Source organism: Cellulomonas jepli (genome assembly GCF_047229345.1).
Classification (GTDB): Bacteria; Actinomycetota; Actinomycetes; order Actinomycetales; family Cellulomonadaceae; genus Cellulomonas_A.
On sequence record NZ_JBFTER010000045.1, the window covers coordinates 13,513 to 37,604 of the forward strand.

General features: G+C 74.6%; 17 protein-coding genes and 1 tRNA gene. 11 read left to right on the forward strand and 7 right to left on the reverse strand.

Annotation, left to right across the window (positions count from 1 at the left end):
• Window positions 1-21 precede the first annotated feature (21 nt).
• The 8 genes from AB6N24_RS12160 (at window position 22) to AB6N24_RS12195 (ending at window position 10,008) form a co-directional block, all read left to right on the forward strand.
• Window positions 22-94, forward strand: a tRNA-Arg gene (locus tag AB6N24_RS12160).
• A gap of 437 nt (window positions 95-531) precedes the next feature.
• On the forward strand, window positions 532-2,685 hold the full coding sequence (locus tag AB6N24_RS12165) for a DEAD/DEAH box helicase (RefSeq protein ID WP_412869661.1): 2,154 nt from the start codon (window positions 532-534) through the stop codon (window positions 2,683-2,685).
• Window positions 2,686-2,918: 233 nt separating this feature from the next.
• Window positions 2,919-4,526, forward strand: a complete 1,608-nt coding sequence (locus tag AB6N24_RS12170) for a glycoside hydrolase family 64 protein (RefSeq protein ID WP_412869662.1) — start codon at window positions 2,919-2,921, stop codon at window positions 4,524-4,526.
• Window positions 4,527-4,787: 261 nt separating this feature from the next.
• A complete protein-coding gene (locus AB6N24_RS12175; protein ID WP_412869663.1) occupies window positions 4,788-6,464 on the forward strand; it encodes a cation:proton antiporter domain-containing protein in 1,677 nt (558 codons plus the stop codon).
• A gap of 113 nt (window positions 6,465-6,577) precedes the next feature.
• Window positions 6,578-7,525: a DUF808 domain-containing protein gene (locus AB6N24_RS12180; RefSeq protein WP_258724139.1), complete on the forward strand. Its 948-nt coding sequence runs from the start codon at window positions 6,578-6,580 to the stop codon at window positions 7,523-7,525.
• 115 nt (window positions 7,526-7,640) lie between these two features.
• Window positions 7,641-8,492 (forward strand): DUF3806 domain-containing protein, encoded by an 852-nt coding sequence (locus tag AB6N24_RS12185; protein WP_412869664.1) that lies wholly within the window; start codon window positions 7,641-7,643, stop codon window positions 8,490-8,492.
• Between the two features lie 92 nt (window positions 8,493-8,584).
• Window positions 8,585-9,145 carry an AMIN-like domain-containing (lipo)protein gene (locus tag AB6N24_RS12190; protein WP_412869665.1) on the forward strand — a complete coding sequence of 187 codons (561 nt, stop codon included), beginning with the start codon at window positions 8,585-8,587 and terminating at the stop codon, window positions 9,143-9,145.
• Between the two features lie 101 nt (window positions 9,146-9,246).
• Window positions 9,247-10,008, forward strand: a complete 762-nt coding sequence (locus tag AB6N24_RS12195) for a deoxyribonuclease IV (RefSeq protein ID WP_412869666.1) — start codon at window positions 9,247-9,249, stop codon at window positions 10,006-10,008.
• 26 nt (window positions 10,009-10,034) lie between these two features.
• On the opposite strand, the gene dinB is transcribed toward AB6N24_RS12195, so the two are convergent.
• Together dinB and AB6N24_RS12205 are read right to left on the reverse strand one after the other, a co-directional pair.
• On the reverse strand, window positions 10,035-11,294 hold the full coding sequence (dinB, locus tag AB6N24_RS12200; protein WP_412869667.1) for a DNA polymerase IV: 1,260 nt from the start codon (window positions 11,292-11,294) through the stop codon (window positions 10,035-10,037).
• Window positions 11,295-11,489: 195 nt separating this feature from the next.
• Window positions 11,490-12,023: a hypothetical protein gene (locus tag AB6N24_RS12205; protein WP_412869668.1), complete on the reverse strand. Its 534-nt coding sequence runs from the start codon at window positions 12,021-12,023 to the stop codon at window positions 11,490-11,492.
• Window positions 12,024-12,260: 237 nt separating this feature from the next.
• Between AB6N24_RS12205 and AB6N24_RS12210 the strand changes: the two genes are divergently transcribed.
• The 3 genes from AB6N24_RS12210 (at window position 12,261) to AB6N24_RS12220 (ending at window position 16,499) form a co-directional block, all read left to right on the forward strand.
• Window positions 12,261-12,926, forward strand: coding sequence for a TetR/AcrR family transcriptional regulator (locus tag AB6N24_RS12210; protein WP_412869669.1), 666 nt, complete (start codon window positions 12,261-12,263; stop codon window positions 12,924-12,926).
• A gap of 95 nt (window positions 12,927-13,021) precedes the next feature.
• A complete protein-coding gene (locus AB6N24_RS12215) occupies window positions 13,022-15,697 on the forward strand; it encodes an MMPL family transporter (RefSeq protein ID WP_412869670.1) in 2,676 nt (891 codons plus the stop codon).
• Window positions 15,698-15,755: 58 nt separating this feature from the next.
• The gene (locus tag AB6N24_RS12220) at window positions 15,756-16,499 is read left to right on the forward strand and encodes a hypothetical protein (RefSeq protein WP_412869671.1); all 744 of its coding nucleotides are present in this window, start codon (window positions 15,756-15,758) and stop codon (window positions 16,497-16,499) included.
• Between the two features lie 95 nt (window positions 16,500-16,594).
• On the opposite strand, the gene AB6N24_RS12225 is transcribed toward AB6N24_RS12220, so the two are convergent.
• From AB6N24_RS12225 to AB6N24_RS12245, 5 genes are all read right to left on the reverse strand, one after another.
• On the reverse strand, window positions 16,595-17,395 hold the full coding sequence (locus AB6N24_RS12225) for a glycoside hydrolase family 3 protein (RefSeq protein WP_412869672.1): 801 nt from the start codon (window positions 17,393-17,395) through the stop codon (window positions 16,595-16,597).
• The gene (locus AB6N24_RS12230; protein WP_412869673.1) at window positions 17,284-19,278 is read right to left on the reverse strand and encodes a glycoside hydrolase family 3 protein; all 1,995 of its coding nucleotides are present in this window, start codon (window positions 19,276-19,278) and stop codon (window positions 17,284-17,286) included. Before AB6N24_RS12230 ends, AB6N24_RS12225 begins: the two co-directional genes overlap by 112 nt.
• 159 nt (window positions 19,279-19,437) lie before the next feature.
• Entirely contained in the window at window positions 19,438-19,767 is a 330-nt protein-coding gene (locus AB6N24_RS12235; RefSeq protein WP_412869674.1) for a ubiquitin family protein, read from the reverse strand.
• Between the two features lie 33 nt (window positions 19,768-19,800).
• A complete protein-coding gene (locus tag AB6N24_RS12240) occupies window positions 19,801-21,327 on the reverse strand; it encodes a SulP family inorganic anion transporter (RefSeq protein WP_412869675.1) in 1,527 nt (508 codons plus the stop codon).
• A gap of 257 nt (window positions 21,328-21,584) precedes the next feature.
• Window positions 21,585-23,924 carry a glycoside hydrolase family 65 protein gene (locus tag AB6N24_RS12245; RefSeq protein WP_412869676.1) on the reverse strand — a complete coding sequence of 780 codons (2,340 nt, stop codon included), beginning with the start codon at window positions 23,922-23,924 and terminating at the stop codon, window positions 21,585-21,587.
• Between the last annotated feature and the right edge of the window lie 168 nt (window positions 23,925-24,092).

A 24,092-nucleotide genomic window follows, 5' to 3' on the forward strand; every position in this document is an offset into this window, starting at 1 on the left:
GTCCGTGCGACGGCGACCCCCGCGCCTGTAGCTCAGGGGATAGAGCACCGCTCTCCTAAAGCGGGTGTCGGCAGTTCGAATCTGCCCAGGCGCACCGACGGTGCAGCGCCGAGTGATGTGCTCGGGTCGGCCGGAGCGTCACCCCGCCGGGGCCGCGTCGTCACCGACCGTCCGCCACCTGTCTCACGGTGCGGATAGTCTGTCGGGGTACGTGGACAACCCAGCGGTCGACGCCGGTCGGCTTGCCCCGGACGAACGAACGACTCCCGCACCGACCCCGTCGAGCGCAGGTGGTCGTCGCCCGCGAGCCGGAGCGTCGTGACGACGCCCGGACCGCCGCCGCCGGCCGCATCCTGCGGACCTGCGTCGCGCACCCGACGTGCGCGTGCGGTCAGTCCCGCGGCGGAGCAGGAGCCCGAGCTGCCCCGGCACGACCGGGCGGCGCGGCACCCTGCGTCGGCGATCGGTCGTCGTGCAGTGCAGTGCAGTGCGGTGCAGTCACCTGCACTGCGGACGCTTGAAGGAGGACATGTGGCCCGAGCAGGCCAGCGCCGGTCCAGTCGTGCGCGCCCGGAGCCCGCCGCCACCCAGCGTCGCCGCGGCGCCCAGCGCCCCACCGAGGAGGGGCTGATCCCGGTCCTCGCCGGGGTCGCCCGTGAGGTCGACAGCGCCGTGCAGCGGCCGCCGACCCGTCCCACGATCCGCACGAAGTTCCAGGTCGTGGCGCTGCTGGTGCGGGAGGAGCGAGCGCGCGTCAAGGCCGACACGGCCCTGACCGAGGCGAAGCGGACCCAGGAGCTCAAGCGGCTCGACGGGGTCGCGACGATGCTCGCGAAGACCGCCGCCCGCGACACGTCGCTGCTCGCGCTGCTCGCCGAGGACGCCAAGGTGACCGACGCGGCGCGCGCGTTCAAGGCGACGGTCCTGCGCGCCGGCGGGATCGAGCCGCCCGAGGAGCCGGAGCCCGTCGCACCCCCCGCGCCGACACCGGGTGCCGAGAACCGCGTCGTCCCCCGCTCCGTCATCTCGCGTCAGCTCGCGAACCCGTTCCTCGCCCCCGACTTCGAGGCCGCGGCGCAGCGGACGGCGGCCCGTCCCCGGCGGCTGGCCGGCTGGGAGCTGCTCGAGCCGCTGTTCCGGTCGTTCGCGGAGGCCGCCCCCGGTGCGCCGGCGTGCATGCCGCTGCCCGAGCCCCGCGCCGTGCGGGTCCCGCTGGGCCGGGAGCTCATGCCGCACCAGGCGCAGGTCGTCGCTGCGACCGCCCGCGGCCACCGCACGTTCCTGCTCGCCGACGAGCCCGGGCTCGGCAAGACCGCGCAGGCGCTGCTCGCCGCGCAGGCCGCGGACGCGTTCCCGCTGCTCGTCGTGGTCCCCAACGTCGTCAAGACGAACTGGGCGCACGAGGTGGGCATGTGGATGCCGCACCGCCGGGCCACGGTCGTGCACGGCGACGGCGAGCAGGTCGACGGCTTCGCGGACGTCGTGATCGTGAACTACGAGCTCCTGGACCGGCACGTCGGCTGGCTCGGCGACCTGGGCTTCCGCGGGATGGTCGTCGACGAGGCGCACTTCATCAAGAACAAGACCTCGCAGCGCTCGCGGCACGTGCTGGCGCTCTCGGAGCGGATCCGGGAGCGCGTCGCGCGCCCGCTGCTCATGGCGCTCACCGGGACGCCGCTGATCAACGACATCGAGGACTTCCGGGCGATCTGGCAGCTGCTCGGCTGGATCGACGACAAGCAGCCGCTCGGTGCGCTGATGACGGCGCTCGAGGAGACCGGGCTGACGCCGGCCGACCCCGGGTTCTACGCGGAGGCGCGGGCCAGCGTGATCGAGATGGGCATCGTGCGCCGGCGCAAGGCCGACGTGGTGGCCGACATCCCGGCGCGCCGGGTCGCGGACCTGCCCGTCGAGCTCGACGGCGCGGTCGGCCGCTCGATCCGCGCCGCGGAGGCCGCGCTGTCCCGCCGGCTGGTCGAGCGCTACCGGTCGGTCGTCGAGTCGCGCGCGGCGGAGGGCGTCCCCGACGGGATCGACCTCGAGCTTGCGCGCCGCGTGGCGGCGACCGAGCTCAAGGACTCGAGCTCGAAGGCGGGCGGCGAGAACGTCTTCACGATGGTCCGCCGGATCGGCCAGGCGAAGGCCGGGCTGGCCGCCGACTACGCCGCGCAGCTCGCGCGCAACGTCGGCAAGGTCGTGTTCTTCGCCAAGCACGTCGACGTCATGGACCAGGCCGAGCAGACGTTCGCGGACCGCGGCATCCGGTACGCGTCGATCCGCGGGGACCAGACGCCGCGGGTGCGCGCGAAGAACATCAAGGCGTTCGTCGAGGACCCCGAGGTGCAGATCGTCGTGTGCTCGCTGACGGCCGCGGGCGTCGGGCTGAACCTCCAGGTCGCGTCGAACCTCGTGCTCGCGGAGCTGTCCTGGACGGACGCCGAGCAGACGCAGGCGATCGACCGGATCCACCGCATCGGCCAGACGGAGCCGGTCACCGCGTGGCGGATCATCGCCGCCCAGACGATCGACGCGAAGATCGCGGAGCTCATCGACAGCAAGTCGGGGCTCGCGGCGCGGGCGCTCGACGGCGCGGGGGAGGACGACGGCTCGTCGTCCACGGACGTGCAGCTCGAGGCCCTGGTCGCGCTGCTCACGGACGCGCTCGAGGGGGAGGGCCTGGGCTGAGGCCCGGCCGGAGCGCGCCGGCGACCGACGCCGGCGCGCTCGTCGGATAACAGAAAACCGTCCACACCTTCGGGCGATGGCGACTTACTGACCTGTATGTCAGGCTCGCTTACTAATTGCCCGACGGCGCCGTCCGCTCCGGACACGTCGCCGCGTCTGGGCGCGCAGAGCCGCGCGCCCGCTCCCGCGTGCTGGACGGCGCGCGGGCCCACCAGGGGGCGAAGGGAAAGACGATGCATCAACTTCGGAAGTGGCTCACCGCGCTGGTCGCGGGGGCCGTCTGCGTCATGGGGGCCGCCACGCCGGCCGCCGCGCTCGGGCCGGACCGGCTGCCGATCACGGTCGCGAACCAGTCCGGGCGGGGCGAGCAGGTGTTCGTGCACGTGCTCGGCACCAACCTCGCGACCGGCAAGCTCGGCTGGGTCGACGGCGGCGGTACGTTCCGCGCCTGGCCCGCCGGCAGCAACCCGCCCTCGCCCGCGCCGGACAGCGCGATCGCCGGACCCGCCAACGGCGGCGCGGTCACCGTGCAGGTGCCGCGCGGCTTCTCGGGCCGCATCTACTTCTCGTTCGGTCAGAAGCTGCCGTTCTCGCTCACGCCGGGCGGCGTCGTGCAGCCCGCGCCCTGGGCCGCGGGCGACCCCACGCGGGACATGCTGTTCGACTGGAGCGAGCTCACCTACAACGACTCCGGGCTGTGGCTCAACAGCTCGCAGGTCGACATGTTCGCCGTCCCGCACTCCGTGAGCGTCACGGGCGCCTCGGGGGCCACGCGTACGACGGGCAAGCTCGTCCCCAACGGCCGCCAGCAGATCATCGACGCGCTCCGCGCCGACCCCGCGTTCGCGCGCAGCGTCGTCACGGGCTCGGACGGCACCGTCCTGCGCGTGCTCGCCCCCGGCAAGGCGGCGGGCGCCGGCCTGCTCAGCGCGACGTACCTCGACGGGTACATCGCGTCGGCGTGGAGCGCCTACACGTCGCGCACCCTCACGGTGCAGCCGTTCGGCGACCGGCCCGAGGTCCGCTACACGGGCCGCACGTCCGGCACCACGCTGCGCTTCACCGACACGTCGGGGCGTGAGGTCGCCGTGTTCCCGCGGCCGTCGTCCTCGGACGTCTGGGGCTGCGACGGGGCGCTGCACGCGCCGAACGACCAGGTCGTCGGGCCGATCGCCCGCACGCTGTGCGCCGCGCTGTTCCGCGGGACGCTCGGTGCGAGCTCGACCGAGCCCGTCCTCGACGCCGGCCAGTTCTACCGCTCGACGCCGCCCAACCTGTACGGGCGCGTCATCCACGCCGCGATGACCGACGGCCGCGCGTACGCGTTCGCGTTCGACGACGTCGGCGCGTTCGAGTCGCTCGTGCACGACGGCGACCCGCGCAGCGCCCGCATCGACCTGACGCCGTTCGGCGCGGGCGGCAGCGGCGGCGGCGGTGGCGGTGCGACGACCGGGACCGGCGCCGTGAAGGCCGGCGTCGCGGGCAAGTGCCTCGACGTCTCGAGCGCCAACAGCGCCAACGGCACCGCGGTGCAGCTCTGGGAGTGCAACGGCACGAACGCCCAACGCTGGACGCTCGGCACGGACGGCACGCTGCGCGCCCTCGGCAAGTGCCTCGACATCGTGGACCGAGGCACGGTCAACGGCGCCAAGGTCCAGCTCTGGGACTGCAACCCGGGCCAGTCGAACCAGACCTGGGTGCGGGACGGCAGCTCGTACCGCAACCCCGCGTCGGGCAAGTGCCTCGACAACCCGTCGAACGGGAGCGCGAACGGCAGCCGGACCCAGATCTGGACCTGCTACAACAACGACGCCCAGCGCTGGTCGGTCCCGGGCGCCTGACCCGGACCGACCGACCCGGCGGCAGCGTCGTCGGGCACGACCGCCGGCCCTGACCTCGGGCCGGTGCCACGCCAGGAGGACGCGGCGGTCGCACCTGCGACCGCCGCGTCCTGTGCGTCCGGCCTGCGGAACCAGGCGGCGGCTCACCGCTCCGGCACCGGCCACCGCCCGAGGCGCTCCCGCCTCCCGGCCCACGGCGCACACCCGGGTGCGTCCCTTCCCGCGTGCGCGACAATGACCGCACCACCATGGGGGGTGCGCATGGAGCTGGGCCTGTATCTCGCGGCGGCCGTGGCCGGCGGCCTGCTCGCGACCGCGGTGCGCCTCCCGCCGCTCGTCGGCTACCTGGTCGCCGGGTTCGCGCTCGGCGCCGCGGGTGCGCCCGTGCCCCAGGGGCTCGACGAGGTGGCGCAGCTCGGCGTCGTGCTCCTGCTGTTCGCGATCGGGCTGAAGTTCGACGCGCGGACCCTGCTGCGCCGCGAGATCTGGCTCACCACGAGCGTCCACATCGTGCTGTCGACGGCCGTGACGATCGGCTTCCTGGGACTGCTCGCGCTCGTCGGCCCCGCGCTCGTGGCGGACGAGCCGCTCGGCGGGCTCGCGCTCGTCGGCTTCGCGCTGTCCTTCTCCTCGACCGTGTTCGTCGTCAAGGTGCTCGAGGACCGCTCCGACACGACGTCGCTGTACGGGCGCATCGCGGTGGGCCTGCTCGTGATGCAGGACGTCGTGGCCGTCGTGTTCATGTCGCTCTCGGGCGGCGAGGTGCCGAGCCCGTGGGCCCTCGCGCTCGTGCTCGTCGTGCCCGCCGCGTGGCCGCTGCACCGGATCTGGGACCACATCGGCCACGGCGAGCTGCAGGCGCTGTTCGGGGTGACCGTCGCCGTCGCGATGGGCTGGGGGCTCTTCGAGGCGGCGGGGGTGCACGGCGAGCTCGGGGCGCTGGTCATGGGCGTGCTCCTCGCGAAGCACCCCGGCGCGTCGGAGCTGTCGCGGTCGCTCATGACGTTCAAGGACCTCATGCTCGTCGCGTTCTTCCTGCAGATCGGGCTGCACGGGCGGCCGGGGGTCACCGAGCTGCTGCTCGCCGTCGCGCTGCTCGCGGTGCTGCCCCTGCAGGTCGCGTTCTACGCGGTCCTGCTGTGGGCCATGCGCCTGCGGCGGCGCACCGCGTTCCTCACCGGGCTCGTGCTGGCGAACTTCTCGGAGTTCGGCATCATCGTCGCGGTCGTCGGCGCCTCGGGCGGCCTGCTCGACGACCGGTGGGTCGTCGTCGTCTCGCTCGCCGTCGCGATCAGCTTCGCGGTGTCCGCCCTCGTCAACCGCCGCGGCGTCGAGCTCGCGAGCCGGATGGTCCGGCTGCTGCCGCACCACAGCACCAACGAGCTGCACCCCGACGACCGCCTCGTCGACGTCGGGCACTCCGACGCCCTCGTGCTCGGGCTCGGCCGGATCGGCGCGGCGACGTACGAGCAGCTGCGCGACGGGTACGGGCTGTCGGTCGTCGGCGTCGAGCACGACCCGGCGCGGGTCACCGAGCTCTCGGCCCGGGGCTTCGACGTGCTGCGCGCCGACGCCACCGACCTCGAGTTCTGGGGACGCGTGCGGCGCGCGGGCCGGGTCCGCATGGTCGTGCTGGCGATGCCGTTCCACAAGGCCAACCTCATCGCGCTGGCCCGGCTCCAGAAGGCCGGCTTCACCGGCAAGGTCGCCGCCGTCGCGCGGTACGACGACGACGTCGACGAGCTGCGCCGGCACGGGGCGGACGCCGTCTTCCACCTCTACGGCTCCGCGGGCACCGCGCTCGCCGACCACGCCGCCGAGGTGCTGCTGCACCGCGACGTGGCGCGCGCGCACGACCCCGAGGTGCTGCGGGTGCCGGACCCCGACGTCGAGGTGCCCGGGGCCGCCCCGGAGGCCGCACCGAAGGTCGCCGACTGAGCCGGTGCCGCCGCGCGCCGCCGACCGGGCCGCCCGGCGCCGGACGGGCGCGCCGCCGCGCCCGACGGGTGGCACGCTAGGCCCCCACGGCACCACGAACGAGGGAGACCCCCATGCCCGGCGGTTTGGCTGCACTGCTCGACGACATCGCGGCGCTCGCGAAGCTCGCGGCGGCGTCGGTGGACGACGTCACGGCGGCGGCGGGCCGGGCCAGCGCGAAGGCGGCGGGCGTCGTGATCGACGACACCGCGGTCACGCCCCGCTACGTCAGCGGCTTCACGCCCGACCGCGAGCTCCCCATGATCCGCCGCATCGCGATCGGCTCGCTGCGCAACAAGCTCCTGTTCATCCTGCCCGCGGCCCTGCTGCTCAGTCAGTTCCTGCCGTGGTTGCTGACGCCGATCCTCATGGTCGGCGGCACCTACCTGGCGTTCGAGGGCGCGGAGAAGATCTGGGAGCTCGTCAGCGGGCACGGCAAGCACCAGGACGAGGCGCCCGCCGTCGTCCAGGGCCCGGACACCGAGAAGAAGATGACCGCCGGCGCGATCCGCACGGACTTCATCCTCTCGGCCGAGATCATGGTCATCGCGCTCAACGAGGTCGCCGACGAGCCGCTCGTGTCCCGCGCGCTCATCCTCATCGTCGTCGCGCTCGCGATCACCGTGATGGTCTACGGGGTCGTCGCGCTCATCGTGAAGATGGACGACATCGGGCTCAAGCTCGCCCAGAACAAGAGCGGCGGCGTCGCGTCGTTCGGCCGGTTCCTCGTGCAGGCCATGCCGAAGGTGCTCGCGGTGCTCTCGACGGTCGGGATCGTCGCGATGCTCTGGGTCGGCGGGCACATCCTGCTGGTCGGGGTCGACGAGCTCGGCTGGCACGGGCTGTACGACCTCGTGCACCACGCCGAGGAGGCCGTCCACCATGTCGGCGGCATCGGCGGGTTCCTCGCGTGGCTCGTCAACACGCTCGCGTCGGCGCTCATCGGGCTCGTCGTCGGGGCCGTCGTCGTCGCGATCATGCACGTCATCCCGCGCAAGAAGCACGCGGGCGCCGCGCACTGACGGTCCACCGGGCGGCGGTCCGCGATCCGCCGCCCGGGCCCGCCGGGGCCGCCCACGCGGCCCGGCTGCGTCACACGGCGCTCAAGTCCCCGTCCCGACACGTCGACAGGCACGTATGGGCTTCTTCCGACGGAACCGCGACCGCACCCCCGCACAGCCGCAGGCCCCCGCGGCCCTGCCCCAGCCGCGCGAGCTCGAGCCGGTGGACGTCGCGTGGTTCGCCGGCGTGCGGGCCTCGTTCCCGGGCGGTGCGTCGGCGATCGACCCCGAGGCGCTCGGCCGCCGCTACGACGACGCTCTGGACGCGTGGGCGGCCGGGGGTGGGACCGCCGACCCGAGCCCCGCGGTCGACGGTCTCGGCGTCGCGCTCGGTGACGCGGTCCTCGCGCGCGTGCCCGGCGGGCGGTGGGCGGTCGCCGCGGACGAGCACGGCCGCGAGCCGGCCCTCGTGCTGCCCGCGCCCTTGAACCTCACGCTCTTCCCGCGCGCCGCCGTCGCGAGGCGCTGGGCCGCCGGTGAGCGCGGCTGGGTCGTCGACTTCGTCGGCGGCGTCGCCGGCCGGCTGACCGACCTCTCGACCGAGGCGTCCCCCGAGGTCGAGGCGCTCGCCTCGTTCGCGCTCGCGCACGCCGTGCACTCGATCGTCCCCGAGGGTGGTCCGCTCGTCCCGTTCTGCCTGCTCGAGGACGCGGACGGCGGGCGCTCGCTCCACCGGTTCGTCGGCGAGCTCGGCGAGTCCGTCGAGCGCGCCCGCGACCACGTCCGGGCGTCGGGTGCGGTGCGGGCCGCGGTCGCGTGGGACGGGTACCTCACGGCGGACGGGTCCCGGACGGACGCACTCTTCGTCGAGGCGTCCGACGCCGGGCGGGCCAGCGTCCTCCGCGCCCAGCGGTACGCGCCCGTGCCTGGCCGCACGGCGCCCGTCGGCGAGCCGGTCACGCTCGAGCGGGGCGCGTCGCTGCTCTGAGCGGTCGCCCGGAGCCGGTGCCCCTGTCCGCCGGAGGGCGTTGACACCACGCACCGGCAGGCGGACCGTGGGAGGACGAAGGGGGTGCACCGATGCGCCGTCGACTCTCCGCCGTCCTCGCCACGCTCCTGCTCCTGATGGGCGGCCAGCTGCTCGTCGCCCCCGGCGCCGTGGCCCACCCGTACTGCGGCCAGGTCTGGGGGTCCCAGGCCCGGTCGGCCGGCGACATGTCGGCCGGGACGCTCGTGGACGTGCGGGCCGGCCGGCACGCGTGCTTCGACCGGCTCGTGCTCGACGTCGACGCGCCGCTCACCGGGTGGTCGGTGCGTTACGTCGACGAGCTCGTGCAGGACGGCAGCGGCGCCGTCGTCCCCGTGCGCGGCAACGCGCGGCTCGAGGTCGTGGCGCGGGTGCCGGCGCTCGCGACGGACGCCTGGTTCGTCGGCCCCGGCACGCTCGTCGACACGACGTCCTACCGGACGTTCCGGCACGTCGCATGGGTCGGGAGCTACGAGGGCACCACCACGATCGGGCTCGGGGTGCGGGCCCGGCTCCCGTTCCGGGCGTTCGTGCTGCCCGGGCCGGGCGAGGGCTCGCGGCTCGTGGTCGACGTCGGGCACCGGTGGTGCGCCGAGGGGCACCGGGTCTGCTGAGCGCCAGGCGTCCGCCGCGGGGTGCGACGCAGCGCTGCACGCGGCGCGGAGTCGGTGGCAGCGTCTAGCCTGGCGCGAGACCCCCGACGGAAGGACCGCGCATGGCGCTGATCGGAGCACACGTCCGGGACGACGACCCCGTCGCCGCTGCCGGGGAGGTCGAGGCGGAGGCCGTCCAGTTCTTCCTCGCCAACCCCCAGGGCTGGAAGAAGCCGGTGCCGCGCGACGACGCCGACGCCCTCACCCGCTCCGACCTACGCCTCTACGCGCACGCGCCGTACCTGGTCAACGTCGCGTCGACCAACAACAAGATCCGCATCCCGAGCCGCAAGATGATCGCCGACCACGCCGCCGCCGCGTCGGTCCTCGGGGTCAGCGGGCTGATCGTGCACGGCGGGCACGTCGCCGACGGGGACGACATCGCGGTCGGCGTCGACAACTGGCGCAAGACGTTCGAGCGCGCGACGTTCCCCGTCCCGGTCCTCGTCGAGAACACGGCCGGCGGCGAGAACGCGTGCGCGCGGACGCTCGACCGCCTGGCGATGCTGTGGGACGCGATCGGCGAGTACGAGGTGGGCTTCTGCCTCGACACCTGCCACGCGTGGGCCGCGGGGGAGGACCTCGAGACGATCGTCGAGCGCGTCCTGGCGATCACCGGGCGCATCGACCTCGTGCACGCGAACAGCTCGCGCGACCCCGCGGGGTCGAGCCGCGACCGGCACGCCAACTTCGCGACCGGCACCATCCCGCCCGAGCTCATCGCGCACGTCGTCCGGGAGGCCGGGTGCGACGCGGTCGTCGAGACCCCGGCGGAGCGGCAGGCGGAGGACATCGCGTTCCTGCGGGCGGCGCTCGCGGGCTGACCGGCGGTGAGCCGCGGAGCGGTCGCTCAGAGGTCGTGCTCCGCGAGCTCGCGGAACTCGTCGGGCACCGCGGCCCCGCGCCCGAGGACGGCCGGCAGGTAGCCGACCGCGTCGCCGCCGAACCGCGTCCGGATCCGGTCCATCGAGCCGTCGACGGCCCGCCGCGCCGAGCCCGTCGGGGACCCCGGTCGCCACGGGTCCTCCGGGCGCAGGTCGAGCTCGGGCTGGACGACCAGCTGGTCGACGACGTTCGACACCGAGATGCCGAGCAGCGTGATCTCGGTGCCGGGCGGGGCGTCGTGGATCGCGGACCACGTGAGGTGCTCGGCGACCTCGGTGAGCGTGAGCGTGCTCGCCACGGGCTGCGAGAGCGTGCGGGAGCGCGTCACGGACGTCATGCCGGCGAACCGCACGCGCACCGTGACCGTGCGCCCGGCACGGTCCTTGGCGCGCAGGCGGCGCGAGACCCGGTCCGCGAGGTGCGCGAGCACGGCCCGGACGTCCTCGACCTCGGGCGTGCGCCGGCCCAGGGCCGACTGCGCGCCGACCGAGCGGGCGCGCCGGTCGGTCACGACGCGGCGCGGGTCCTCGTCGTGCGCCATCGCGCTCAGCTTGTGGCCGACGGCGTGCCCGAGGAGGTGCTCGACCGCGGACGACGGGGTCTCGGCGAGCTGGCCGATCGTGCGGATCCCGCGCTCGGCGAGGCGCTGCTCGTGCACGGGCCCGACGCCCCAGATGAGCCCGACGGGCAGCGGGTCGAGGAACTCGCGCTCGGTGCCGGGTTGCACGACGACGAGCCCGTCGGGCTTCGCGACCTGCGACGCGATCTTCGCGAGGTGCTTCGTCCGCGCCGCACCTACCGAGATGGGCAGCCCGATGTCGCTGCGCACGCGTTCGCGGATCAGGGTGGCGATCGCCTCGGGTGGGCCGAACAGGTGCGTCGCGCCGGACACGTCGAGGAACGCCTCGTCGATCGAGATGCGCTCGACGAGGGGCGTGACGTCGCGCAGCACCTCCATCACGGCGTCGCCAAGCTGCTGGTACTCCCCGAAGTGCCCGCGCACGAAGGTCAGCGCCGGGCACAGCCTCGCCGCCCGCCAGCCCGGCATGCCGCCCTGCACCCCGAAGGCCTTGGCCTCGTAGGACGCGGCGAGCACGACGCCCCCGTTCGGTCCGCCGCCCACGGCGATCGGGCGGCCGCGCAGGGCGGGGTCGAGCAGCTGTTCGACCGACGCGTAGAACGCGTCGAGATCAGCGTGCAGGATCGTCGCGCCGCCGGCGGGCATGCTCCTACGGTACTCGAACAGGTGTTCGAAGACGAGGGGCTGGTCCGGGTGATCCCCGCCGTAGCCCTGGCGGGTGCCGGGTCCCGTCGCGCCTCGGGTCCCGCTGTTCCAGGCTGCCCGCGAGGGAAGGCGGCGCGACGCCGGCCGCGGCCCGCGCTGAGGAGCGGAGGCCACGGCCGGCGGTGCGGGCGACCGTCAGTCGCCGACGTTGCCCTCGTCGATCCGGACGACCTTCGAGTCCGTGACCGCCATCAGGTCGAGGTCGTCGTCGCCGCGCGCGTAGTAGACGCGGGCGCTGACGCCGATCTCCCGGTACGTCGAGCTCACGAGGCCGCGGCCCTCGTCGAACGTGAGCTCGGGTGCCGGGACGGAGTTCGTCACGGTGATCTCGCCCGGGAGCGACCGCGTCGCGAAGTCGACCGTGAAGTCGGGCGGGATCGAGAACGTGCTCTCGCCGACGGGGGAGGAGTCGTCGCTGAAGCCCTTGAACCACGAGACCGTGACGCGGTTCGTCTGCTTCGACTGGTTGGTGACCGAGACGACCGTGGCGGAGCGGACGCGGCCGCCCGTCTGGGAGTTCATGTAGGTCACGAGGTAGCGCGGGCCACCCCGGACGAGGATGCCGGTGAGGTCCTCCAGGTGACCGAGCTCGATCACCTGCTGGAGCCTGCGGGCGGCGCGTCCCTCGGTCGGGGCGTGCGGACCCTTGATGTTCAGCTCGTTCGCCATCTGTCCTGCTCCTTCGGGTGCGGCCCGGAGGAGGTCTCACCCGGCGAGGGCCGCTGTGCCGGGTGGGCCGGCGAGCGGGCTCGTGTGCTCCGCGCGCTGCCTGGACCGACGGGCGAGCGGCGCCGGTGATACCCGGGCGCGCCCGGTTCGTCCAGTTTTCATCCGCGCCCCCCGACCGCCCCCGCTTCATCCGCGGCGAGGGTGCACTCGGTGCAGCGTTGCACCTAGTGTAGGAACGTGACCGAGCCGTCGACCGACCGCCGCGTCGCGCTCAAGGCGCGGCACCGGCAGGCCATCGTCGACGCCGCGGCCGCGCTCATCGCGGAGACCGGCGGGCTCCGGTTCACGATCGACGACCTCGCCCGGCGCGCCGACGTCTCGCGCCGCACGGTCTTCAACCACTTCGCGTCGGTCGACGACATCGTCGCCGAGGTGTTCGGGGACGTCATCGGCACCCTCGTGGCGAGCTACGAGCGGGAGAGCGCGGCGTCGCCCGCCGCGCCCGGGACGGACGTCGACGGCCGCGCCGTGGTGTTCGGCGAGCTCGACCGCGCCGTCCGCTCGACCGACCTCGTCGCGCCGATGGCTTTCCTCACGCAGTCGCTGCGCTCGCACGACGAGCACTCCCCGGCGATCGCGACCGTGCTCCTCCGCGTCCTCGACGCAGCGCGCGGCCGCCTCGCCGCCGCGGTCCTCGCACGGCACCCCCGCGCGGACGTGCTCGACGTGCACCTGCTGGTCAACGCGGTCGTCTCCGGCGTCCTCGTCCTGCACCGGCACTGGGACGCGGCGACCGGAGCGGTCGACGACGAGCCCTCGCGTGCCGTCTGGGCCGCGCTCGTCGACCGCCTCCTCGACCGCACCGGCCACGGCTTCGCGGCGGACCACCCCGCCACCACCTGACCCACCCGCTCCCTCGCACCCCGCCCCCAGGCCGGGACACGCCACCACCGTGACCTGCCGACCTCCGCACGACCGTCCGAAAGGCACACACCCTCATGGCCGAACTCCTCCTGCGCCTCGGGAGCTGGTCCGCCCGGCGCGCCCGCACCGTCGTCACCGCCTGGTTCGTGATCCTGGCGGTCGTCGGCGGTGCGTACGCGCTCCTCGGCGGGACCCTCGCGAGCAGCGTCTCGATCCCCGGCACCCCGACGGCCGAGGTCACCGACCGGCTCGCGCGCGAGCTGCCGGCCGCCGCGGGCGGGACCGCGGGCATCGTGCTGACGACGGACTCCGGGGAGGAGTTCACCGCCGAGCAGCGCGAGGGCATCTCGGCGATGGCCGCGGAGGTCGCGGACGTCGAGGGCGTCGAGACGGTCGTCGACCCGTTCGCGACCGAGGCGCAGCGCGCCGAGCAGGCCGCGCAGGTCGAGAGCGGTCGCGCGCAGATCGAGCAGGGCCGCACCGAGCTCGAGCAGGGCCGTGCGGAGCTGGAGCGGGGACGCGCCGAGCTCGAGCAGGGGCAGGCGCAGCTCGACGCCGGGCGTGCGCAGCTCGAGGCTGCGGCCGGCGCCGCGCAGGGTGGGGCCGCGCAGGGCGGGGCCGCGGGTGAGGCCCAGCAGGCCGCGCTCGAGGCCCAGGTCGCGGCGCTCGACGCGCAGCAGTCGGCGATCGACGCGGGCGTGGCGGCGATCGAGGCCGGTGCCGCGGAGATCGAGGCCGGCGAGACCGAGCTCGAGGCGCAGGCCGAGCAGCTCGAGCTCGGCGAGGCGCTGCTCGACATGGCCGCGGAGATCCGCACCGTGTCGCAGGACGGCACCGCGGCGGTGCTCACGGTCGTGTTCACCGCGTCCCAGTTCGAGATCGAGAACGAGACCCGGGAGGCCGTGGTCGAGGCCGTCGAGTCCGCGGCGGTCGACGGGGTCGTCGTCGACTACTCGGCCGAGCTCACGAGCGGGGTCCCCGAGCTGCTGGGCGTCGGCGAGGTCGTCGGCGTGGTCGTCGCGGGCGTCGTGCTCGTCGTCATGCTCGGCACGCTCGTCGGTGCCGGGCTGCCGATCCTCGCCGCGCTCGTGGGCGTCGGCATCGGGGCGCTCGGGGCGCTGTCGCTCTCGGGCGTCGTCGAGATGAGCTCGGTGACCCCGATGCTCGGCGTCATGCTCGGCCTCGCGGTCGGGATCGACTACTCGCTGTTCATCGTCAACCGGCACCGTCGCCAGCTCAAGGGCGGGTACGACGTCGCGGAGTCCATCGGGCTCGCGAACGGCACGTCGGGCAACGCCGTGGTGTTCGCCGGGATGACGGTGCTCATCGCGCTGCTCGCGCTCAACATCACGGGCATCCCCTTCCTCGGGCTCATGGGCACGGTCGGCGCGATGTGCGTCGCGATCGCCGTGCTCATCGCCGTGACGTTCACGCCCGCGCTGCTGTCGCTGCTCGGGCTGCGGGTGCTGAGCGGGCGCGAGCGCGCACGGCTCGCCGCCGCCGGGTCGGGCGCCGCGGGCACCTCCGCCTCGCCGGCCGCCACGGCCCCCGCGTCGACCCCGGCCGCCTCGGCGGACGACGCGGCAGCGCCCGTCGCGACGCCCGCGTCCCCGGCCCGGCCGATGTCGACCCCCGGCGCGCTGCTCCGCGCGGTGCTGGCCGTCGCCGCGCTCGTCGTCGTCGCCCTCCCCGCGCTCGAGCTGCGCCTCGGCCTGCCCGACGGGTCGTCCGAGCCGCACGACTCGACCCAGTACCGCGCGTACGCGACCGTCGCCGAGAAGTTCGGCGCGGGCCAGGCCGGCACCCTCGTCGTCGTCGCGGACCTGCCCGGCTCACCGACCGAGGAGGAGCTCCTCGCGTACCAGGTGCAGGTCGGCGAGCAGCTCTTCGCCCAGGACGACGTCGTCGCCGTCGCACCGGTCGGCGCGTCGGAGGACCGGACCGTCGCCGCGTTCCAGGTCGTCCCGGCCGACGGCCCGACGACCGAGTCGACCGAGGAGCTCGTGCACACGCTGCGGACGCTCTCGCCGCTCGACGGGGACATCCAGATCGCGGTCGCGGGCCAGGCCAGCGGCAACATCGACATCTCCGACAAGCTCGCCGACGCGCTGCCGACGTACCTCGCGGTCGTCGTCGGCCTCTCGATGCTGATCCTCGTGCTCGTGTTCCGGTCGGTGTTCGTCCCGGTCATCGCGACGCTCGGCTTCATCCTGTCGTTCTTCGCGGCCCTCGGCGGCGTCGTGGCGATCTACCAGTGGGGCTGGCTCGACTCGGTGTTCGGCGTCGAGACGCCCGGGCCGGTGCTGAACTTCCTGCCGACGATCCTCGTCGGCATCCTGTTCGGCCTCGCGATGGACTACATGCTGTTCCTGGGCACGGGCATGCGGGAGGCCTACGCGCACGGAGCGCCCGCGCGCGTCGCCGTCGTCGAGGGCGTGCGCGCCGGCCGGGCCGTCGTGACCGCGGCGGCGATCATCATGGTCTCGGTCTTCGGCGGGTTCGTGTTCTCGCACAGCGCGATGATCCGGCCCATCGGGTTCTCGCTCGCGTTCGGGGTGCTCGTCGACGCGTTCGTCGTGCGCATGACGCTCGTGCCCGCGCTCATGCACCTCGCGGGCGACAAGGCGTGGTGGCTGCCGCGCTGGCTCGACCGGCTGCTGCCGGACGTCGACGTCGAGGGCTCCGCGCTCGAGCGCCGGCACCCGCACGTCGCGCACGCGCCGGAGCCTTCTCCCGTCGACGCACGGTAGGGCGGCGCGCCGCCCCGGTCCGGGACGCGACGCCCTGGGCCGGGGCAGAATGTCGGGCGTGCCCCACTTTGTGCGTCGGACAGCCGCGCCCCCCGCCGCCGGGCTCGTGGCGCTCGGTGCGCTGGTCGTGCTCACCGGCTGCACGGGCGGCGACCCGGACGCGGCGCCGTCGCCCAGCGTCACGGCCACCCCGACGCCGACCCCGACCGCCACCCCGACGCCCACGCCGGCGCCGGTCGTGCCGTTCGAGCTCGGGACGCCGGCCACGCTGACGCCCGAGAGCACGCGGCTCGTGCGCACCGACGAGGCGCTCCTGCAGAAGAACGCCGGGTTCGACCCCGCCGGCGAGCACTACACCGAGTCCCAGTGGGCGTCGACGGTCGTCGACGTCGTGGCGGCGGACCCCGCGGAGATCGCCACCGTCGCCGGCCCGGAGGCGTTCGACCCCGCGACGCAGCAGGCGTACTACGTCCGCACCAGCCACCGGCTCCTGTGGGCGCGCGGCAACAGCGACACGTCGAGCCTCGCGCCGCCGCACGTGCTGGGCTGGGGAGCCGACGGCGCGGGAGCGGGCGACCTGCTCCCGATGGGCGTGTTCGCGCCGTGCCAGACAGAGTCGCTCGACGAGCCGGCGGTCGATGCCGAGGTCGCCGCGTGCACGATCGCGGTGCTGCCCGCGGGCCAGCCGATCGGCTACGTCGGCGTCGAGGGCAACCCGCAGGTCACCCGTGACGCGCACGCGGAGGTGGCGTCGGTCCCGGTCGTCTGGGTCCTGGAGGCGGTGGACCCGGCGACGGCGTGACCGGAAGGGGCCTGCCCTCTCCCCGGGCGTGTGGCGCAGCGCACCGCCCGGTGCCCCTCACCGCGGGGGAGGGGCACCGGGCGGCGTGCGTCCGGTCAGCTCGCGCGCGCCGACGCGACCCGGACCAGCAGGTCCGCGGCGAGCCCGTACTCCCCGACGAGCAGCGCGTGCTCCGCGTCGGCGAGGTCGGCGGCCCAGCCCTCGGGCGCGTCCGTCCCCGCGTCGACGACCCGCTGCTGCGCGATGTCCCGCAGCACCGACGTGAGCGTGTTCAGCTGCTGCCACGTCACGGCGTCGCTGCCGTCGAGCCGGTTCGCGGCCCGGGAGAGCGTCCGGAGGACGACGCGCTCGTTGCCGGCCTCCCCGGTCTCGGTCCAGTCGCCGCGCGCGAGGGCCTGGTCGATGTCGCCCACGGCCCGGCGGACCGTCCGGTCGCGCGACGACTCGAGCTCGGCCCGCAGCGCCTCGAGCCGGTCGAACGCGGAGTCGGTGCGCAGGCCCCAGCCGAACGGCAGCTCGGGGTCGTACTCCGCGTCGCCCACGTTGATCGGCTCCTGCTCCTGCGTGCGCGGCCACGTCATGCCGAGGCGTCCGGTGAACGCCGCGTCGCCGAACAGCACGTCCGCGACGCCCGCCCCCTCCGAACCGGGCAGCCAGGAGGCGACGAGCGCGTCGACCTGGCCGTACGGGTCGGCCACGACGTTCGGCCGGCCCGAGACGACGAGCACGACGCACGTCTCGATCGCGGAGCACACCGTGTCGACGACCGCCTGGTCGCCCGGCGTCAGCGTGAGCTGCTTGTTCGGCTCGCGCGGCACGCCGCCGTCCGACGGGTCCCACGGCCAGCCCGGTCCGCCGACGTCGCCGTAGCCCTCGGAGTACGGGGTCTCGCCCACGACGACGACCCCGACGTCCGCGCCGTCGGCGCCGAGGCGTCCTCGCTGAACGTGACCTGCGCGTCCGGTGCGACCTCCTCGATGCCCGCCCGGACCGTCGTGCCCGGGATGAGGTCCTTGACCGGCTGGCCCTGCCACGTGACGGTCCAGCCGCCGGCCTGGATGCCGATGTTGTCGGCCGCGCGGCCCGCGAGGTAGATGCTCGCGTCCTTGGCGAGCGGCAGCACGTCGCCGGTGTTGCGCAGCAGCACCTGCGACTTCACGACGGCCTCGCGCGCGACCGCCCGGTGCTCCGCCGAGCCGATGTCCGCCTGGCCCGCGCGGTCGGTGTACGGGTGCTCGAAGAGCCCGAGCTCCAGCTTCTGCTGCAGGATGCGGCGCACCGCGTCGTCGATCCGTGCCATCGGGACGCGGCCCGCGCCGACCTCGCCCATGAGCGTCGCGATGAACGGGTCCGGGGTGTTGGGCTCCATGAACATGTCGACGCCCGCGTTGACGCTCGTGCGGACCTGCGTCGGGTAGTCGCCGGGGATCTGCTCGATCGCGTTGTAGTCGCTGATCACGAACCCGTCGAACTCCTGCTGCCCCTTGAGCCAGCCCGTGATCAGCTCGGTGTGCGCGTGCATCTTGAGCGGGTCGCCGACGCCGTTCTCGGTCCAGTCGACGCTCGAGTACGACGGCATGACGGTCCCCGCGCGGTACTCCCGCACCGCCGGGACGTAGGGGGACAGGTGCAGGCGCTCGAAGTCGCGCCGGCTCGTCACCGCGACGCCCTGGTCGATCGTGTACTCGCCGGTCGTGCTGCTGCCGAACTCGGTGCCGCCGTCGCCCGCGAAGTGCTTGACGGACGCCAGCACGCGGTCGGGCTGGTCGAGCTCGCTGCGCCGCGGGCCCTGGAGCCCGTCGATCGCCGTCTCGTTGAGCACGACGAGCGCGGGGTCCTCCCCGAACGACTCGTACGTGCGGCCCCAGCGGACGTCCCGCGCGACGCACAGGCACGGCGCGAACGACCACTGCGGCCCGGTGGCCCGGGTCTCGGCCGCCGTGACGTGCGCCGCCTCCTCGACGAGCGCCGGGTCGCGCATCGCGCCGAGCCCGATGTTGTGCGGGAAGACGGTGGCGCCCACGAGGTTGCCGTGGCCGTGCACCGAGTCCACGCCGTAGAGCAGCGGGATCGACAGGCGGGTCGACAGCGACTGGGTCTGGAAGCCGTCGACCATGTCGGCCCACGCCTCGGGGGTGTTCGGGGTCGGGGTCGAGCCGCCGCCCGAGAGCAGCGAGCCGAGGCCGAGCGACGCGACGCGGCCCGGCGTCGCGGCGACGTTGGCCCGTTCCGCCTGCGTCATCTGGCCGACCTTCTCGGCGAGCGACATGCGCCCGAGCAGGTCGGCGACGCGCTCCGCGACGGGCAGGTCGGCGTCGAGGTACGGGAAGCCGTTGGCCTGGATGGCGACGGTCGCGCCGCCGGACACCGTGACGTCGGACGTCGTCGTGCTGAACGTGACCGGGACCGTCTCGGTCGTCTCTGCGTCCTCGTCCGCCGTCAGCGCGACGGCGACCTCCAGGGTCGCGCCGGACTCGCCGCCGGCGGCGAACGTCACCGCTCCGCCGGTCTCGGTGTAGTCGGTACCTCCGGTCGCGGTGCCCGTCCCGGTCGAGAAGAAGACCGTCACCGGTGACGCGAGCGCGGTGCCGTCCGCGGTCGTCGCGGTCAGCGTGACCGTCGCGGTGCCGCCCTCGGCCGCGGTGACGAGCGCCGACGGCGTGACGGTCACGGGCGAGGCCGCATGAGCCGCGGGCGCCCCGACCAGCACGAGCGGGACCGCGAGGGCCCCGGCGCAGAGCCCGGCGACGCGCCGCCGGACGGATGTGAGCACGAGCATGAGCCCCCCAGCCCTCGAGCTCGCGTGCACGTCGTCGGGCACGCGGTGCGGCGACCGCACCTGCTCATGCTTCGGCGGGGGTGGAGCGCGTGTCAACGGGTGCGGACCGCCCGCACGGGCGGCGGCCGGTCGCGACCGGGCGTCGGTGCCCGGTCCGGGTCAGCCGCGGACGCGGACCGCCTCGATGCCGCACCGGACCGGGAACGACTCCGCACAGGCGGAGGACACCCACACGTCGACCTCGACGCCGTCGCGGAGGTCGGCCGTGGTGATCGGCTCCCCGTCGGCGTCCACGACCACGGTGTCCTCGTCGCGCGCGAGGCCGAGACGCTCGTAGTACCCGTCGGAGGGCTCGGTCAGCTCGAGGTCCTGCACGACGCCCGTGACCTCGGGCTCGCGTGCAGGCAGTCCGTCGCCGCTGCACCCCGAGGTGAGAGCCAGCAGGGTGAGGACGGCGACGAGAGCGGCGGCGGGGCGCGTCCGGAGCATGCGCGGATCGTCCCGCGGACCGGCGCGTCCGGGCTAGTGCCCCGCGCCGAGCTGCCCCGCGAGGCGCTCGTGCCGGCGCGCGCTGTCCTCGTCGAGGTTCACGATCGTGACGGTCGTGCCGCGGGCGGCGTACTTGGTGGTGATCGCGTCGAGCGCGGCGACCGTCGAGGCGTCCCAGATGTGCGCGTCGGCGAGGTCGATGACGACGTGCCCCGGGTCGCCGGCGTAGTCGAACTGGTAGACGAGGTCGTTCGACGACGCGAAGAACAGCTCGCCGGTCACGGCGTAGGTGCGGGTGCCCTCGTCGCCGGTGTCGACGACCGTGACCTCGGTGAGGTGCGCGACCCGCCGGGCGAACGCCACCATGGCGACGAGCACGCCGCAGACGACGCCGTACGCGAGGTTGTGCGTCGCGACGGTCACCGCGACGGTCGAGAGCATGACGACCAGCTCGCTGCCCGGCATCCGGCGCAGGGTCGACGGCCGGACCGAGTGCCAGTCGAACGCCGCCCAGGCCACGAAGATCATCACCGCGACGAGCGCGGCCATCGGGATGACACCCACGAGGTCACCCAGCCCGACCACCAGGACCAGCAGGAACACCCCGGCGAGGAACGTCGAGAGGCGCGTACGGGCACCCGACGCCTTCACGTTCATCATCGTCTGCCCGATCACCGCGCAGCCGCCCATGCCGCCGAAGAACCCGGTGACGACGTTCGCGACCCCCTGGCCCCACGCCTCCCGTGTCTTGTCCGAGTGGGTGTCGGTGATGTCGTCGACGAGCTTGGCGGTCAGGAGCGACTCCAGCAGCCCGACGATCGCCATCGTCACGGCGTACGGGGCGATGATCCGCAGCGTCTCGAGGTTCAGCGGCACGTCGGGGAGCAGGAGCGTCGGCAGGCTCTCGGGGAGCTCGCCCTCGTCGCCGACCGTCGGCACGGTGATGGCCGCGGCGACCGTGACGACCGTCAGCACGAGGATGGCGACGAGCGGCGCGGGGACCACGGTCGTCAGGCGCGGCAGCCCGAAGACGATCACGAGCCCGGCGGCGACGAGCGCGTAGACGGTCCACGGCACGTCCACGAGGTACGGGAGCTGGGAGAGGAAGACGAGGATCGCGAGCGCGTTGACGAACCCGACCATGACGGAGCGCGGGACGAAGCGCATGAGCCGCGCGACGCCCAGCGCCCCGAGCACGACCTGCACGAGCCCGCCGAGGATCACGGTCGCGATCAGGTAGTCCTGCCCGTGCTCCCGGGCGACGGGTGCGACGACGAGCGCGACGGCGGCCGTGGCGGCGGAGATCATCGCCGGGCGCCCGCCGACGACGGCGATGGTCACGGCCATCGTGAACGACGCGAAGAGCCCGAGGCGTGGGTCGACCCCGGCGATGATCGAGAACGAGATCGCCTCGGGGATCAGCGCGAGCGCCACCACGAGCCCGCCCAGGACCTCGGTCTTGAGCCTCCGCGGCGAGCGGAGGGCGCGCAGCACGGAGTCGGACTCGCCGGCCTCCGGGACGTGGGGCCGGGCGGGGGCGGTGGGCGCAGGGGAGGTCACGGGGTCCTTCGTCGTTCGGGGCACGGAGGTCCGGCCCGGGGGTACGCCGGGCGGCGCAGGGTGCGCGGGATCTCGCGGGGGCGGGGAGCGGCGCGGGCGGTGCGCGCACGGTGGCCGGCGTCGAGTCTACGTGGCGTGGGTCGACGAGCGGCGGGTGCGGACGTCCGCTGCGGTCGCTCGGAGCGAGCAGCCAGCCGTGCGCGCGCGACCTCGGAGCGCGCGCACCGCGGGGGGTGGGGACGGCCGCCGTGTGCGGGTCAGGCGAGGGGCTCGCGACCCGGCGGCTGCCGCGGTGGGTCCGACGCCGACGGCAGCGGGCCGGTCGCGCGCCGCTGCGTGGGCTCGTCGGCGGTGAGCCGCACCGGCTCCGCGTCGTGCACCAGGTCGATCGACGGGCCCTGCAGCAGCCGGTAGGTCGCCGTGCCGGGCACGACCTCGACGTCGACCAGCGAGCCGCGCCACGCGACCCGGAACCGCAGCCGGGTCAGCCGCCGGGGGAGCCGCGGGCTCAGGTGCAGCCGGCCGTCGACCTCGCGGAGCCCGCCGAAGCCCGCGACGAGCGCGGTCCACGCCCCCGCGAGCGCGGCGACGTGCAGGCCGTCCGCGGCCGAGCCGTGCAGGTCGTCGAGGTCGATGAGTGCGGTCTCGCGCGTGTACGAGTACGCGAGGTCCAGGTGCCCGACCTCCGCGGCGACGACCGCCTGCGCGGGTGCGGACAACGACGAGTCGCGCACCGTGAGGGTCTCGTAGTGGTCGAAGTCGCGGCGCTTCTGGTCGGCGGTGAACGCGTCGCCGGCCAGGTACAGGGCCAGCACGAGGTCCGCCTGCTTGACGACCTGGTGGCGGTAGAGCGCCTCGTACGGCGCGTTGTCGTCGAGCGGGTACTGCTTGGCGTCCCAGGCGTCGAAGTCCCAGACCTCGCGGCGCAGGTAGCCCGCCGACTGCTCGGTGATCCCGGTGAGGGGGTCGCGCGGGACGGCCATCTCGTCGGCCGCGCGCGTCCAGCGGTCGAGCTCCTGGCGGGTCACGTCGCGGGCGGCGGGCTCGTCCGCGTAGCGCCCGACGAGCGCGACCGCGTCCCGCAGGTTCCGCTGCGCCATGAGGTTCGTGTACGTGTTGTCGTCGCCGAGCGCGCTGTACTCGTCGGGCCCCGTCACGCCGTCGAGGTGGAACTCGCCCCGCTCGTGGTGGCCGAGCGCGACCCAGAACCGGGCGGCGTGCGTCACGAGGTCGAGGACGACCCGGCGGCCGAACCCGTCGTCGCCGGTCGCCGTGAGGTGGCGCACCGCGGCGTCGGCGACCGCGGCGTTGACGTGCACCGCCGCCGAGCCCGCGGGCCAGTAGCCCGAGCACTCGGGGCCGGTGATCGTGCGCCACGGGTGCGCGGCGCCGTCGAGGTGCAGCACGCGCGCGCGCTCGACCGCGGTCGGCAGCGTCGAGTGCCGCCAGCGCACGTGCGCAGCGGCCGCGTGGGGCAGGAGCTGGGTCAGCACGGGCAGGACGAAGGTGTCGACGTCCCAGAACGTGTGCCCGTGGTAGCCGTCGCCGGTCAGCCCCTTCGCCCGGACACCGGCCACCCGGAGGCACGCGGCGGACTGCACGACCTGGAACAGCGCGAACCGCACGGCCTGCTGGAGCTCCGGGTCGCCGTCGACCTCGACGTCGCACCGGGCCCACACGTCGTCGAGGAACGCGCGCTGCTCGCCCTGCAGGCGCCCCCACCCGGCGGAGCCGGCGGCGTCGAGGACCCGCGCGGCCTGCGCCTCGAGCTCGTGCGGCGGGACGTCCGCGGCGGCGACGTGCGCAACGGCCAGCTGCAGGCGCACCGACTGCCCGGCGGCGAGCGTCGCGGCGAAGCCCGTGGTGTGGCCCGACGCGGAGGCCTGCACCTCGACACCGTCGGACGCCGTCACGGCGTGGTCGGCGACGACGAGGACGTGGGTCCCGGTCGTCGGCACGAGCTCGCGGGACCACGACCTCCCGGTGCCGTGCTCGCACGCCTGGGTGAGGACGGCCGGGTCCTCGTCGTCCGAGGCGTGGGGCGGCGTGCGCTCGCCGGAGCCGGTGGTGCCGTCCGGGGCGGGCGACGCCGTGCACCGGAACGGCTGCAGCTCGACGTGCACGCCGTCGACCGCGCGGACCTCGTACTCCACCGCCGCCAGCTCGGGGCGCACGAGGGACACGAGCCGGCGGGAGGTGACCTGCACCGTCGGGCCCGCGGGTGACGTCCAGGTGACGGCCCGGTCGAGGACCCCGGCGCGCAGGTCGAGGGTCCGCTTGTGGCGGTGCAGGCAGCCGGTCGTGGTGTCGAGCGGGACCCCGTCGACCAGCAGCCGGACCGTCCAGCCGTCGGCCACGGGGACGATCCGCTCGTCGGTGTCCGGGTACCCGTAGGCGGGCTCCGCGTAGGTGAACGGGTGCTCCTCGTGCGCCGAGGCGAGCAGCGTGCCCGGACCGGCGCCCGGCTGGCCCTCGTCGAGCAGGCCGCGGACGCCCAGGTGACCGTTCGCGAGCGCCAGGACCGACGCCTGCGCCGCGGCGCGCTCCGGGTCCAGGGCGTCCTCGCGGACGTGCCACGGGTCGGTCGGTCGGCTCACGCTCGAAAGTCCATCACGCGGTTCCGGTCCGCACATCCGGGCGGCCGAGGGCCGGGGCGCCGCTCGCTCCCGCCGGCGGCCGCGCCCGCCCGCTGATCTGGTTCCGCAACCTCGTCAGTGGCGTCACGGGCCGGCCATACCAGCAGCGCGGCGCCGAGGACGAGGATG

What these genes read in the sequence shown, in the direction of transcription:
- AB6N24_RS12170 (WP_412869662.1), top strand. Translation starts at nt 2,919, where the DNA reads ATGCATCAACTTCGGAAGTGGCTCACCGCGCTGGTCGCGGGGGCCGTC.
- AB6N24_RS12175 (WP_412869663.1), top strand. Translation starts at nt 4,788, where the DNA reads ATGGAGCTGGGCCTGTATCTCGCGGCGGCCGTGGCCGGCGGCCTGCTC.
- AB6N24_RS12180 (WP_258724139.1), top strand. Translation starts at nt 6,578, where the DNA reads ATGCCCGGCGGTTTGGCTGCACTGCTCGACGACATCGCGGCGCTCGCG.
- AB6N24_RS12185 (WP_412869664.1), top strand. Translation starts at nt 7,641, where the DNA reads ATGGGCTTCTTCCGACGGAACCGCGACCGCACCCCCGCACAGCCGCAG.
- AB6N24_RS12190 (WP_412869665.1), top strand. Translation starts at nt 8,585, where the DNA reads ATGCGCCGTCGACTCTCCGCCGTCCTCGCCACGCTCCTGCTCCTGATG.
- AB6N24_RS12195 (WP_412869666.1), top strand. Translation starts at nt 9,247, where the DNA reads ATGGCGCTGATCGGAGCACACGTCCGGGACGACGACCCCGTCGCCGCT.
- dinB (WP_412869667.1), bottom strand. Translation starts at nt 11,294, where the DNA reads ATGCCCGCCGGCGGCGCGACGATCCTGCACGCTGATCTCGACGCGTTC.
- AB6N24_RS12205 (WP_412869668.1), bottom strand. Translation starts at nt 12,023, where the DNA reads ATGGCGAACGAGCTGAACATCAAGGGTCCGCACGCCCCGACCGAGGGA.
- AB6N24_RS12215 (WP_412869670.1), top strand. Translation starts at nt 13,022, where the DNA reads ATGGCCGAACTCCTCCTGCGCCTCGGGAGCTGGTCCGCCCGGCGCGCC.
- AB6N24_RS12230 (WP_412869673.1), bottom strand. Translation starts at nt 19,278, where the DNA reads ATGCTCGTGCTCACATCCGTCCGGCGGCGCGTCGCCGGGCTCTGCGCC.
- AB6N24_RS12235 (WP_412869674.1), bottom strand. Translation starts at nt 19,767, where the DNA reads ATGCTCCGGACGCGCCCCGCCGCCGCTCTCGTCGCCGTCCTCACCCTG.